This is a genomic window from Lentzea sp. NPDC051838 (assembly GCF_040681245.1).
In the GTDB taxonomy this organism is placed as follows: Bacteria; Actinomycetota; Actinomycetes; order Mycobacteriales; family Pseudonocardiaceae; genus Lentzea.
In genome coordinates this window covers 86,766-98,975 of record NZ_JBFAYI010000026.1, presented here as the reverse complement: position 1 = coordinate 98,975, position 12,210 = coordinate 86,766, and the positions used below count along the sequence as shown (strand labels likewise).

The following is a 12,210-nucleotide window of genomic DNA, read 5'->3' as shown; positions in this document are numbered from 1 at the left end:
CCAGGTTGGACGTATCCGCCCTGTTCGTCGCAAGTTCTGTGACGACATCCCAAGATCCGGAAGGTCGTTTCGCCCCGATTGTCCCAACGTCTGTTGAAGGGATGTTTCAGAACTGAGGCGTCCGCAGGTTGGCCGTCTCGGCAGGGCGCGTGCCCCGCGGTCGCCGAGCGTCGGGGTGTGCTCAGAGCGGGCCGCGCGACGGGGCCGAGTGTGAGGTCGTTGTTAACGACTATTCACATATGGAGCTGACCAGCGGTTATTCATTGAAATGGCGCGATGTCCGAAGGTTGCGGTGATCAACGCTGTTGTCCGCCATTGGGCGAAATCCCCCGTTCAGCCAGGCGTGACAGCCTCGTGATCGGTCATCGAGACCGATCAGTTCAACGAGAAGAAGTGCCGGGAACGGCCGCTGAGCGCATCGGAATCGATCTCTTCGAGGTTTCGGGAACATGACGCGGGGGTCGCCCGTTGGCTGGGTATGAGGCCGCACCTGGACCCGTTCGACGCAGCGAGACTGCCGTCGAGTGCCGGTTCGGGCCTGCGCCGTACGGGTGAGCGAAGTGCCGGTGAGCAGGGTTCGTGGCACGCTCGGGACACGACTTGCAACGCGCTGTCGTCGCGCTGCGTAGTCACCAAAAAAACTCGTCGTTCCCCCGGCAAGGGGGCTTACGCGACGGTGAATCCCAAGCTAACGTGCACCGCTATCAGCGTTCCCGGCCCGCGGGGAGGAGGCGAACAGCCCATGACCCTGGCGCCGTGAGAGCTGCGGAGGACGACCCTCTGCGACACGATCCGCGATCCATGATCGCCACGGCGCTCTGAATCAGTCCAGCCAAAGCTCGCAGCAAAGCGAGGGAGGTCGTGTATGGACATCGTCGTTAAGGGCCGCAACGTCGAGGTGCCCGATCACTACAGGGTGCACGTCGCCGAAAAGCTGGCCCGGCTTGAGCGCTACGACCGCAAGGTCATCCGCTTCGACGTGGAGCTTTTCCACGAGCCGAACCGCCGACAGTCGAAGAACTGCCAGCGGGTCGAAATCACCGGCAAGGGGCGGGGACCAGTCATCCGTTCCGAAGCCTGCGCGGGTGACTTCTACGCCGCGCTCGATTCTGCGGTCGCGAAGCTCGAGAACCGCCTGCGTCGGTCGCACGACCGCAGGCGAGTCCACCACGGGGCACGGGCCCCGATATCGGTGGCCGAAGCGACAAGCGGACTGGGGGATCCCTCCGCCGCTGGCGAAGCAATGACGTCACGCCGCGCGAAGACCGCGGTGCTCGACGCACCCGAGGCCGACTACGAGGGCATGGCGGAAGTGCCCGCGCAGCGGTGGGACGACGGCCTCGACGACAAGTTGCCCGGACGCGTCGTACGCGAAAAGGAGCACGCCGCCAAACCGATGACCGTCGACCAGGCCCTCTACGAGATGGAACTGGTCGGACACGACTTCTACCTGTTCGCCGACACCGACAGCGGGCGCCCGAGCGTCGTCTATCGCCGGAAGGGATTCGACTACGGCGTGATCAGGCTGGCCTGACACCGGTAACCACACACCTTCGACCGCCGCCGCCCTCACACCCCTCGCGTGTGAGGGCGGCGGCGTGCGTCTACCACCGTTCGGCGCCCAGCTGTTCACCGTGAAGGTGAATCTCGCCCGACCAGGAACCTTTACGCGGGCCTCATGCGTTCAGAACACCAGTAGCTCAAGGTGGCGGCACACCTCGCGAACGCACCTGACCTGCATATACCAGGTCAGGCGACCCAATCCGCCTGTGTCTGTGCGCACACCTTGGCGACTTGCCTACGATGGGCAGGGGAAAGGCGTCCGACGTGGGCGCGCCGCGATACAGGTGATGAGGTCTATCCAGATGGTGCTGTCCCGACTGCTCCGCTCCGGCGAGGGCAAGATGCTCAAGCGCCTCCGCAACATCGCTAACGCCATCAACGGGCTCGAAGATGACGTGGTCGACCTCAGCGACGCCGAGTTGCGCGCCAAAACGGACGAGTTCAAGAAGCGCTACGCTGACGGCGAGTCGTTGGACGAGCTGCTGCCGGAGGCGTTCGCCGTGGCCCGCGAGGCCGCCAAGCGCACTCTGGGCCAGCGCCCCTACGACGTTCAGCTCATGGGTGGCGCGGCGCTGCACCTCGGCCAGATCTCCGAGATGCGCACCGGTGAGGGCAAGACCCTCACGAGTGTCATGCCCGTGTACCTCAACGCGCTCGCCGGCAAGGGCGTCCACGTCATCACCACGAACGACTACCTGGCCAAGCGCGACGCGGACTGGATGGGCCGCGTCCACCGCTTCCTCGGCCTGACGGTCGGCGCGATCCTGTCCGAGATGACGCCGGACCAGCGGCGCGTCGCGTACAACTCGGACATCACCTACGGCACGAACAACGAGTTCGGCTTCGACTACCTGCGCGACAACATGGCGTGGAGCCTGGACGAGTGCGTGCAGCGCGGCCACAACTTCGCGATCGTCGACGAGGTCGACTCGATCCTCATCGACGAGGCCCGCACCCCGCTGATCATCTCCGGCCCCGCCGAGCAGTCGGCGCGCTGGTACACGGAGTTCGCGCGCCTGGCCCCGCGCATGCGCGGCATCGACGTCACCCAGCTCTCCCAGAAGGACCGCATCGAGGTCATCGAGGAGAAGTCGAAGTCGTTCCACTACCAGTACGACGAGAAGAAGCGCACGGTCGCCGTCACCGAGCTCGGTGTGGAGTTCATCGAGGACCAGCTCGGCATCGACAACCTGTACGAGGCGGCCAACACGCCGTTGGTGGGCTACCTGAACAACGCCCTCAAGGCGAAGGAGCTCTACAACCGCGACAAGGACTACATCCTCCGCAACGGCGAAGTGATGATCGTCGACGAGTTCACGGGTCGTGTGCTCGCAGGCCGCCGCTACAACGAGGGCATGCACCAGGCCATCGAGGCCAAGGAAGGCGTGGAGATCAAGGCGGAGAACCAGACTCTCGCCACGATCACGCTGCAGAACTACTTCCGCCTCTACGAGAAGCTCGGCGGCATGACCGGTACCGCCGAGACCGAGGCGGCCGAGTTCCACCAGACCTACAAGCTGGGTGTCGTCCCGATCCCGACGAACCGCCCGCCGCAGCGCACCGACCAGCCCGACCTCGTCTACAAGAGCGAGGAGGCGAAGTTCGACGCGGTCGCCGACGACATCGCCGAGAAGCACGAGGCCGGCCAGCCGGTCCTGATCGGCACGACGAGCGTCGAGCGCTCCGAGTACCTGTCGAAGCTGTTGGTGCGCAGGGGAATCCCGCACGAGGTCCTGAACGCGAAGCACCACGACCGCGAGGCGCTGATCATCGCGAAGGCGGGCCGCAAGGGCGCCGTCACGGTCGCGACGAACATGGCCGGCCGCGGTACCGACATCGTGCTCGGCGGCAACCCGGACATCATCGCGGACCACGAGCTGCGCGAGCGCGGCCTCGACCCGGTGGAGACGCCGGAGGAGTACGAGGCCGAGTGGGCCAAGGTCGTCGAGGAGCTCACGACCCTGGGCAAGGCGGAGGCCGACGAGGTTCGCGAGGCCGGCGGTCTCTACGTCCTCGGCACCGAGCGCCACGAGTCGCGCCGCATCGACAACCAGCTCCGCGGCCGCACCGGCCGTCAGGGCGACCCCGGTGAGTCGCGCTTCTACCTCTCGCTGTCCGACGAGCTGATGCGCCGCTTCAACGCGTCCATGGTCGAGATGGTCATGACGCGCCTGAACGTGCCGGACGACGTGCCGATCGAGCACAAGATGGTCACCCGCGCCATCCGCAGCGCGCAGACCCAGGTCGAGCAGCAGAACTTCGAGATCCGCAAGAACGTCCTCAAGTACGACGAGGTCATGAACCGCCAGCGCACGGTGATCTACGCCGAGCGCCACCGCGTTCTCGCCGGCGAAGACCTGCGCGAGCAGGTCGAGCACATGATCGAGAGCGTGGTCGAGGAGTACGTCACCGGCGCCACGGCCGACGGGTACGCCGAGGACTGGGACTTCGACAAGCTCTGGACCGCGTTGAAGACCCTGTACCCGGTCAAGCTGGACGCCAAGGAACTCCTCGAGTCCGATGAGGACATCACCCGCGAGTACCTGCGCGAGGTGCTCGTCGAGGACGCCCTGCAGGCCTACCGCGACCGCGAGGCCGACATCGACGGCCGCGTCGGCGAAGGCGCCACCCGCGAGCTGGAGCGCCGCGTGCTGCTGTCCGTCCTGGACCGCAAGTGGCGCGAGCACCTGTACGAAATGGACTACTTGAAGGAGGGCATCGGCCTGCGCGCCATGGCGCAGCGCGACCCCCTCATCGAGTACCAGCGCGAGGGCTTCGAGATGTTCGGCGCGATGCTCGACGCGCTGAAGGAGGAGACCGTCGGCTTCCTCTTCAACCTCCAGGTCGAGGCGGCGGAGCCGGAGCCGGCCGAGCCCGAGATCCCGGTGGCCCTGGCCGCGGCCCCGCAGACCCTCCCGCAGGTCTCCGGCAACGGCGGAGGCGGCGGCGCCCGTGCCCGCGCCCGTGCCGCGGCGGCAGCCCAGCAGCAGGCGCAGCAGCAGGCCCAGGCCCCGGCCGGTCCCGCGATGGCCCAGCTGTCGAGCGGCAACGCCATCCCGCCCGCCCTGCGCGGCAAGGGCCTCGGCGGCCCCGGTGAGCAGCACCTGAGCTACAGCGGCCCGGCGGAAGACGGCGGCGTCGAGGAGCACGGCGACGCCAACGGCGCGGCTCAGCAGGGCGGCGGCACCCGCAAGGAGCGTCGCGAGGCGGCTCGCCAGGAGGCGAAGAACCAGCGCAAGCGCCGCTGACCCAGTACGACCGATCGTGGGCCGCGTTCCTCCTGGAGCGCGGCCCACGCTCATTCCAGCACTGAGAACGCGGTCAGCCACCACCTCCCGTTCCGGTGCTCGGCCCGAGCCGCACACGCCAACGCGCGCCGATCCCTTCGCAAGGTCACCGAGATCTCGGCGGCCAACCGCGACGGATGACAAACCCGAGGCGCCCGAACCATTCGCGTGGTCCGCACCTCCACCAACGCACCCAACCGAGCCACCAACCGCGGCTCCGCGACCTCCCGCAACACCCGAGCGGGCCGCCGCCCGTCCAACACCTCCAGGACCACCCAGATCAACCGGGCTGCGTCCAAAGAGGGCGGCGGAACCTCAGGCGGCGCAACCCAGGCAGATCGAGGACGAGGCCGTGGCCGCGGGATGGAATCCAGCGCGGAACCGACCGGCGGCTCGTAGGCGGGCAGGCGGCGTACAACTGGGGGCATGCTTGACCAGGCGACCCGCCGCGAGCATCAGGACACCGGCCACACGAAAGTGGGTACCGTCCTCAAGGTGCTCAAAGCTCTGGTCCTCGACTACGGCGGCGTCCTCACCGACCCCGGCGAGAACAACGCACCGGAACCCCCACTTCTGACCGCCCTGCGCAAGGTCAAGACCAGTGGCCTCAAAACAGCCCTGCTCTCCAACGCCGACGGCTGGTGGCAGCCGCCCACGGCGTGGCAGGCCCTGTTCGACGCCACGATCATCTCCGGTGAGGTCGGCCTCGCGAAGCCGCAGCAGGAGATCTACCTGCTCACGGCCAAGAAGCTGGACCTCGAACCAAGAGAGTGCGTGTTCGTCGACGACCTCGCGATCAACGTTCACGGAGCCAAAGAAGCAGGCATGGTCGGCGTCCACCATCGGTCGACCGAGTCCACCCTCGAGGAGCTGGAAATCCTGCTAGCGATCGCACTCCGCGATTAGAGGTTCACCCCGCAGCGTAATTGCCCGGCATTCAAACCCCTACTACGTTCGATTAGGCAAGCAGTCGAATGCATAGGGGCAGGCAAATGCGAAGAATTGTCGCTTGTGTTGCAGCAGCCATTGCAGCCACGGCAATTGCATCACCCGCGCAGGCGCAGGGGCCGCGCGATTGCTATGAGGAGTACCTGCGCGACGGGAAGAGCGTCGAGGTCTTCTGCGACGAGGGCAGGCCGGGGAGCTTCCAGGCCGTCGGCCACTGTCACACGCCACTGGCCAGTTGGGACGTCCACGGGTCCATAGGGCGGGTCCGCGGCACGTCGTCGTTCGTCGAGTGCAACGCGCTGCTGGGCCCGGTGTGGATCGAGGGCTATCACGTGCGCTGGTTCTGAGCCCGCCGGACGAGTTCGAAGCACAGCACGGCGGCCGCCGAGGCGACGTTCAGGGATTCCACGCCGGCCGCCATCGGAATCGAGATCCACGACGTGATGTGCGGGCGGACGTCGTCGGTGATTCCGGAGGTTTCGCTGCCGAGCACAAAAGCGGCGCGACCGCCGAAAGACGCTGAATAAAGCGTGTCGGACGCGTGGGAATCCAGCGCGTAAAGCGGGAATCCGGAAGAACGCAACAAAGCCGAGGCCTCCGCCGCGGTGCCGCAGCGCAGCACTGGCGCGCGGAAAGCCACCCCGGCGGAGGCCTTCACCACCAGGGGGTCGATCGACGCGACGCCCCGGCGCGGCACCACGATGCCGTCGATGCCCGCGGCGGTCGCGGTGCGCAGGATCATGCCGACGTTCGCGGGCGTGGTGATGCCGTCCAGCACCAGCACGGACCGCAACCCGCCCTCGGACAGCGCCAGTTCCAGCGGCTTCATGCGCGGCGCGACCACGTCGGCGAGCACGCCCTGGTCCTGCTTTCCGTTGCCCGCCAGCACCTTCACGCGCTGTGCGGTCGCCCGTTGCACCTGGACACCGCGGGAACGGGCCGCGTCGAGGATCTCGCGCGCCGCCGGGCCGCGGGCCGTGTCGGCGAGCACGACCTTGTCCACCGTCAGCGCTTTGTCGTCGAGCGCTTCCAACACGGGCTTGCGGCCGTAGACGGTGACGAAGCGGTCCTTGGGCGAGATCTCCACCGGCAAAGAGTGGCAGAAGGCAGCACGGCCGGCTCAAACGGGTGAAGAGCTCGACTAGAGCCGTTCGGCCCTTGTGCTTTGGATCATATGAATGATGATCGTCACATGACGGCAGGTATGCGCAGCGTCGCGCAACGTCAACATCTCGCGAGCGGTCAGGACTCGGACGTGTTCATCCGGTCCGACGGCTTGCTGGTCAAACGCACCCGCACGGGCCGTGACCTGCGGCGCGAAGCCGAGATGATGATGTATCTGCGTGGCCACGGCATCCCCGTCCCGCGCGTGTACGAGGCGACAGCGGACGAGCTCGTCATGCAGTACGTGCCCGGCCCGCGGATGTCCGAGGAGATCGGCCGCAAGCCGTGGCTCGCGGGAGTCCTCGGCAAGGAGCTCGCCGACCTGCACCATCGCCTCGACGACATCTCGGCGCCCGACTTCCTGAGCGGCGAGGGCAACCTCCTGCACCTCGACCTGCACCCCGGCAACGTCGTGCTCGGCCCGGAAGGCCCCGTGGTCCTGGACTGGGCGTCGGCGACGAAGGGCGACCGCAGGCTCGACGTCGCGCTCAGCTGGGTGTCGCTCGCCGTCGCCCGTCTCGCACCCGTCAAGAAGCTCACGCGGTGGCGGTTCCTGAGGTCGTTCATGGCCAACGTGGACCCGAAGGCGATCGAGGCGATCCCGGAGGCCGCGCGCATCCGGCTCGAACGCCACGACCGCGACCCGCTCGAACGTGCCGCACTTCAAAAGCTGATGGACCGCAAACGCCACTAGGCTGAGGTCATGCCGGACCGACTGTCAGCGCTGGACGCCTCGTTCCTGTACCTGGAGGACTCCACGACGCCGATGCACGTCGGCGGCGTCGCCGTCTTCCGTCGCCCCAAGGCGGGTTTCGACTACGACAAGCTCGTCGACCTCATCGAGCAGCGCCTGAGCCTCGTGCCGCGCTACCGGCAGAAGGTCGTGCACGTCCCGGGCCGCATCGCGCGCCCGGTCTGGGTCGACGACCCGGACTTCGACGTGACGTACCACGTGCGGCGAAGCGCCCTGCCCAAGCCTGGCAACGACGCCCAGCTGCACGACCTGGTCGCTCGCCTGATGTCGCGGCCTCTGGACCACTCCCGCCCGCTGTGGGAGATCTACCTGGTCGAGGGCCTCGCGAAGAACCAGGCCGCGGTCATCACCAAGACCCACCAGGCCATGATCGACGGCATCGCGTCGCTGGAGATCGGACAGGTCATGCTGGACGTGTCGCCGTCGCCGCGCACGAACGTCGAGAACCTCTGGATGCCGCAGCCGGAGCCGAGCGGGCTGCAGCTCGTGGCCGACGCCGTCACGGACATCGTGCAGCGCCCGGGAGAGCTCGCGGAGAACGTCCGCAGCGCCGCGATGGACACCGTCGCCACCGTCGGCAAGGTGATGAACGCCTTCGGTGCCGTGGCCGCCGCCATCCACACCGCCGCGACGCCCGCGCCCGGCAGCCCGCTGAACGTGCGGATCACCTCGCCACAGCGCCGTTTCGCCGTCGCCAAAGCCCAGCTCGACGACCTGCGCGCCATCCGCAAGACGCACGGCGGCACCGTCAACGACGTGGTGCTGGCCGCGTTGAGCGGTGCCCTGCGCAACTGGCTGCTCAGCCGCGGCGAGAACGTCACCGGCAGCACCACGATCCGTGCGATGGCGCCTCTCTCGGTGCGCGAGGCCGACCCGGAGTCCGGCAACAACGTGTCCGCGTACCTCGTGGACCTCCCGGTGGGCGAACCGAACCCGGTCGTGCGCCTCCACCACGTCTCGCACGCGATGCGCGCGCACAAGGAGTCCGGCCAGTCCGTGGCCGCCGACGCGCTGGTGAAGGTCTCCGGCTTCGCACCGCCTACGCTGCACGCACTGGGCGCGCGGGCGGCCAGCTCGTTCAGCCGCCGCCTGTTCAACGTGATTGTGACGAACGTTCCCGGCCCGCAGGTGCCTTTGTACGCCGCGGGCGCGAGAATGACCGAGATCTTCCCGGTCGTCCCGCTCGCCAAGAACCAGGCGCTGGCCATCGGGGTGACGTCGTACGACGGCGGTGTTTACTTCGGGCTGAACGGCGACCGCGACGCCATGTCCGATGTGGACGTTCTCGCGACCATGGTCGAGGAGTCGGTGGAGGAACTGATGGGGACGGCGAGCGCATGAGGGTCTACATCCCGGCCACGGTGTCGATGCTGCGCACGTTCGTCGACAGCGGCGAACTGACTCCGATCGGCGGCACTGCTTTCGCGCTGACGCCCGCACTGCGCGAGTCCTACGCGGCAGGCGACACGGAAGAGCTCGAGTACGCCGCCATGCTCGACGCCGCACGCGCTTCCCTGCGCCTGCTGGCGGGCGACGAGAAGGCAGAACCGCGCCGCGCGGTCGTCGCCGTGGACATGGACGAGGTGACGCTGCGCCCCGATCTGGACTACTCGGTGGTCAAGGTCGTCGGCACTGCCACGATGAAGGACGTCGCGTCGGTGCACCTCGACACGGCTGAAGCCGAGGACGACGTGCGCGCGGCCGCCGAGGTGGTGGACGCGGCGGACATGGGTGATCCGGACGCCGAGTTCACGCTGGGCAGCGCGGAGGACCACGAGCTGGCCTGGTACGCGCCGCAGGAGCTCCCGTTCGTGCTGGAGCTGCTGTAGTCCCGGGAATTCGGCTCGGCGGCGCGGCGTTTCACGAGCTGTGAGCGACTTCAACGCCAAGATCATCGAAGAGTTCCGGGCGAACGAAGGGCGCGTCGGCGGCCCCTTCGCCGGAGCACCGCTCGTGCTGGTCCACCACCGCGGCCGCAAGTCCGGCAAGGAAAGCGTCGCCCCGATGATGTACCTGCCGAACGAGTCTGACGGCGACGTGGTCTACGTCTTCGCGTCCAAGGGTGGCGCCCCGGAGAACCCGGCCTGGTACTACAACCTCGTAGCGTCCGGGCAGGGCACGGTCGAACGCGGCACCGACACCTACCCGGTCAACGTCCGTGAGCTCACCGGCGACGAACGTGACCAGCGCTACGACCAGCAGGCCACTCTGTACCCCGGTTTCGCCGAATACGCGCGGAAGACCGCCGGCGTGCGGACCATCCCGGTCCTGGAGCTCACCCGCGCGTAGCTACATCCCTTCCGCGGGCTCCCACAGCTCGATCCGGTTCCCCTCCGGATCCACGCACCACCCGAACCTGCCGAACTCCGAGTCCTCGGTCTCCGGCAGCACCTCGACCCCGCGCGCCTTCAGCTTCGCCATCAGCGAAGGCAGGTCGTCCACGCGGAGGTTCAGCATGGTGCGCTGATGCGGTTCGCCGATGTACTCGGTGTCCTGCGCGAACAACGCCATGGTCGTCGTGCCCGGCTGTTCGGGCGTGGCGGTGTCGAGCCAGTGGAAGGTGACGGTGCCCTTTTCGCTCATCGGCACGCCGAGGTTGTCGCGATACCAGGCCGCCAAGCGCACGGGATCCCGTGAACGCAGGAAAACCCCGCCGATGCCAGTCACCCGCGCCACCCGACGGACCCTACTACCGCGTGCCACGATGGGGGAATGGACGCCGTAACGTCTGCACCCGAACCGGTCAACGAGCCCGTGCACACATACGCTCCTGGTAGCGCCGAACGCGCGAGTCTCGAACAACGCATCGCGCAACTCGAAGGCACCACCCACGAGCTGACGATGACCATCGGTGGTCACGAACGCATGGGCGGCGGCGAGCGCATCGATGTCGTTCAGCCGCACGACCACCGGCACGTTCTCGGATTCGCGACGCAGGCGACCAACGCCGACGTCGCCGAGGCCATGCGGGCCGCTCAGCACGCCGCGCCGGGGTGGCAGGAGCTGCCGTTCGACGAACGCGCCGCGGTGCTCCTCAGGGCAGCCGACCTGATCAGTGGCCCGTGGCGCGACACCCTCAACGCCGCCACCATCCTCGGGCAGTCGAAGTCCGTGCAGCAGGCCGAGATCGACGCGGCGTGCGAGCTGATCGACTTCCTGCGCTTCAACGTCCACTTCGGCCGCCGCATCCTCGAAGAGCAGCCCGTGTCGTCGCCGGGCGTGTGGAACCGGATGGACCACCGGCCGCTCGACGGGTTCGTCGTGGCGATCACGCCGTTCAACTTCACCGCCATCGCCGGCAACCTGCCGCTCGCGCCCGCGCTGATGGGCAACACGGTGGTGTGGAAGCCGTCGCCGACGCAGCAGCTTGCCGCGCACTTCACCATGCGCGTCCTCGAGGAAGCCGGCCTGCCACCCGGCGTGATCAATCTCGTCACCGGTGACGGCCAGGCCGTGAGCGAGGTGGCGCTGAGGGACAGGTTCTTCGCAGGGCTGCACTTCACGGGTTCGACGAGGACGTTCAAGGCGCTGTGGCAGACCATGGCGAGCAACCTCGACCACTACCGCGCCTACCCGCGCGTCGTCGGCGAGACCGGTGGCAAGGACTTCGTGATCGCCCACGCCTCCGCCGACCCGAAGGCACTCGTCACAGGGCTCGTGCGCGGCGCTTTCGAGTACCAGGGCCAGAAGTGCTCAGCCGCGTCCCGCGCGTACATCGCCCGGTCGCTGTGGGAGAGCGAGGTGCGCGAACGGCTGCTCGACGTCACGAAGTCGTTGTCCTACGGCGATGTCACGGACCTGTCGGCGTTCGGCGGCGCGGTGATCGACCACCGTGCGTTCGCCAAGCACAAGGACGCGTTGCTGATGGCGTCCGCGTCCACCTCGGTCGAGGTGTTGGCGGGCGGCACGTGCGACGACTCGGTGGGCTACTTCGTCGACCCGACCGTGCTCCTCGGTACCGACCCGCACCACGACATCTTCACGACCGAGTACTTCGGCCCCATCCTCGCCGTGCACGTCTACGAGGACGCGGATTTCCCGAACATCATGGAAACCATCGACAACTCCACGCCGTACGCGCTCACCGGAGCCGTGTTCGCGCGCGATCGCGTTGCCGTGCAACAAGCCCAGCGCGCGCTGCGGTTCGCCGCGGGCAACTTCTACGTCAACGACAAGCCGACCGGCGCGGTCGTCGGGCAGCAGCCGTTCGGCGGCTCGCGCGGCTCCGGCACGAACGACAAGGCGGGCTCGATCTACAACCTGCAACGCTGGACGAGCCCGCGCGCCATCAAGGAAACCCTGGTGCCGCCGACCGACCACAAGTACCCGCACATGGGCTAGCCTTTTGCCTCAACAGAAAACGACGGGCGCCGGTCCGTTGAGTGGATCACTGGCTGGCGCGGAAATCGTGATTCCGAAATCCTCGAACACGTCCCCACCGGATCGTGTCGGAGGTAGAACGTGCGCATTACCAAACGCGTCGTCATGGCAGCC

General features: G+C 67.5%; 12 protein-coding genes. 9 read left to right on the top strand and 3 right to left on the bottom strand.

Annotated features, from left to right (window positions below; translation table 11 throughout):
* The first annotated feature begins 865 nt into the window (after positions 1-865).
* Positions 866-1,534: a ribosome-associated translation inhibitor RaiA gene (gene raiA / locus AB0M24_RS36990; RefSeq protein WP_363778130.1), complete on the top strand. Its 669-nt coding sequence runs from the start codon at positions 866-868 to the stop codon at positions 1,532-1,534.
* 331 nt (positions 1,535-1,865) lie between these two features.
* On the top strand, positions 1,866-4,811 hold the full coding sequence (gene secA / locus AB0M24_RS36985; protein WP_363778129.1) for a preprotein translocase subunit SecA: 2,946 nt from the start codon (positions 1,866-1,868) through the stop codon (positions 4,809-4,811).
* A gap of 50 nt (positions 4,812-4,861) precedes the next feature.
* On the opposite strand, the gene AB0M24_RS36980 is transcribed toward secA, so the two are convergent.
* Positions 4,862-5,278 (bottom strand): Rv3235 family protein, encoded by a 417-nt coding sequence (locus AB0M24_RS36980; protein ID WP_363778128.1) that lies wholly within the window; start codon positions 5,276-5,278, stop codon positions 4,862-4,864.
* On the opposite strand from AB0M24_RS36980, the gene AB0M24_RS36975 reads away from it, so the two are divergent.
* Positions 5,277-5,756 carry an HAD-IA family hydrolase gene (locus tag AB0M24_RS36975; protein ID WP_363778127.1) on the top strand — a complete coding sequence of 160 codons (480 nt, stop codon included), beginning with the start codon at positions 5,277-5,279 and terminating at the stop codon, positions 5,754-5,756. The genes AB0M24_RS36980 and AB0M24_RS36975 overlap by 2 nt on opposite strands.
* A gap of 86 nt (positions 5,757-5,842) precedes the next feature.
* On the top strand, positions 5,843-6,145 hold the full coding sequence (locus tag AB0M24_RS36970; RefSeq protein WP_363778126.1) for a hypothetical protein: 303 nt from the start codon (positions 5,843-5,845) through the stop codon (positions 6,143-6,145).
* On the opposite strand, the gene AB0M24_RS36965 is transcribed toward AB0M24_RS36970, so the two are convergent.
* On the bottom strand, positions 6,127-6,885 hold the full coding sequence (locus AB0M24_RS36965) for an RNA methyltransferase (RefSeq protein ID WP_363778125.1): 759 nt from the start codon (positions 6,883-6,885) through the stop codon (positions 6,127-6,129). The two genes, AB0M24_RS36970 and AB0M24_RS36965, sit on opposite strands and share 19 nt — an antisense overlap.
* Before the next feature lie 105 nt (positions 6,886-6,990).
* Between AB0M24_RS36965 and AB0M24_RS36960 the strand changes: the two genes are divergently transcribed.
* From AB0M24_RS36960 to AB0M24_RS36945, 4 genes are read left to right on the top strand one after another with little or no spacing between them, the layout of a single operon-like run.
* Positions 6,991-7,656, top strand: a complete 666-nt coding sequence (locus AB0M24_RS36960) for a phosphotransferase (RefSeq protein WP_363778124.1) — start codon at positions 6,991-6,993, stop codon at positions 7,654-7,656.
* 9 nt (positions 7,657-7,665) lie between these two features.
* A complete protein-coding gene (locus tag AB0M24_RS36955) occupies positions 7,666-9,057 on the top strand; it encodes a wax ester/triacylglycerol synthase family O-acyltransferase (protein WP_363778123.1) in 1,392 nt (463 codons plus the stop codon).
* The gene (locus tag AB0M24_RS36950; protein WP_363778122.1) at positions 9,054-9,545 is read left to right on the top strand and encodes a hypothetical protein; all 492 of its coding nucleotides are present in this window, start codon (positions 9,054-9,056) and stop codon (positions 9,543-9,545) included. Before AB0M24_RS36955 ends, AB0M24_RS36950 begins: the two co-directional genes overlap by 4 nt.
* Positions 9,546-9,585: 40 nt before the next feature.
* The gene (locus tag AB0M24_RS36945; protein WP_363778121.1) at positions 9,586-10,005 is read left to right on the top strand and encodes a nitroreductase family deazaflavin-dependent oxidoreductase; all 420 of its coding nucleotides are present in this window, start codon (positions 9,586-9,588) and stop codon (positions 10,003-10,005) included.
* Here AB0M24_RS36945 and AB0M24_RS36940 read toward each other — a convergent pair whose 3' ends face one another.
* On the bottom strand, positions 10,006-10,392 hold the full coding sequence (locus AB0M24_RS36940) for a VOC family protein (protein WP_363778120.1): 387 nt from the start codon (positions 10,390-10,392) through the stop codon (positions 10,006-10,008). It lies immediately after the preceding gene.
* A gap of 36 nt (positions 10,393-10,428) precedes the next feature.
* Here AB0M24_RS36940 and pruA point away from each other — a divergent pair, with 36 nt between their 5' ends.
* Positions 10,429-12,057, top strand: a complete 1,629-nt coding sequence (gene pruA, locus AB0M24_RS36935; RefSeq protein ID WP_363778119.1) for an L-glutamate gamma-semialdehyde dehydrogenase — start codon at positions 10,429-10,431, stop codon at positions 12,055-12,057.
* Positions 12,058-12,210: the final 153 nt, after the last annotated feature.

What these genes read in the sequence shown, in the direction of transcription:
- raiA (WP_363778130.1), top strand. Translation starts at nt 866, where the DNA reads ATGGACATCGTCGTTAAGGGCCGCAACGTCGAGGTGCCCGATCACTAC.
- secA (WP_363778129.1), top strand. Translation starts at nt 1,866, where the DNA reads ATGGTGCTGTCCCGACTGCTCCGCTCCGGCGAGGGCAAGATGCTCAAG.
- AB0M24_RS36975 (WP_363778127.1), top strand. Translation starts at nt 5,277, where the DNA reads ATGCTTGACCAGGCGACCCGCCGCGAGCATCAGGACACCGGCCACACG.
- AB0M24_RS36980 (WP_363778128.1), bottom strand. Translation starts at nt 5,278, where the DNA reads ATGCCCCCAGTTGTACGCCGCCTGCCCGCCTACGAGCCGCCGGTCGGT.
- AB0M24_RS36970 (WP_363778126.1), top strand. Translation starts at nt 5,843, where the DNA reads ATGCGAAGAATTGTCGCTTGTGTTGCAGCAGCCATTGCAGCCACGGCA.
- AB0M24_RS36960 (WP_363778124.1), top strand. Translation starts at nt 6,991, where the DNA reads ATGACGGCAGGTATGCGCAGCGTCGCGCAACGTCAACATCTCGCGAGC.
- AB0M24_RS36955 (WP_363778123.1), top strand. Translation starts at nt 7,666, where the DNA reads ATGCCGGACCGACTGTCAGCGCTGGACGCCTCGTTCCTGTACCTGGAG.
- AB0M24_RS36950 (WP_363778122.1), top strand. Translation starts at nt 9,054, where the DNA reads ATGAGGGTCTACATCCCGGCCACGGTGTCGATGCTGCGCACGTTCGTC.
- pruA (WP_363778119.1), top strand. Translation starts at nt 10,429, where the DNA reads ATGGACGCCGTAACGTCTGCACCCGAACCGGTCAACGAGCCCGTGCAC.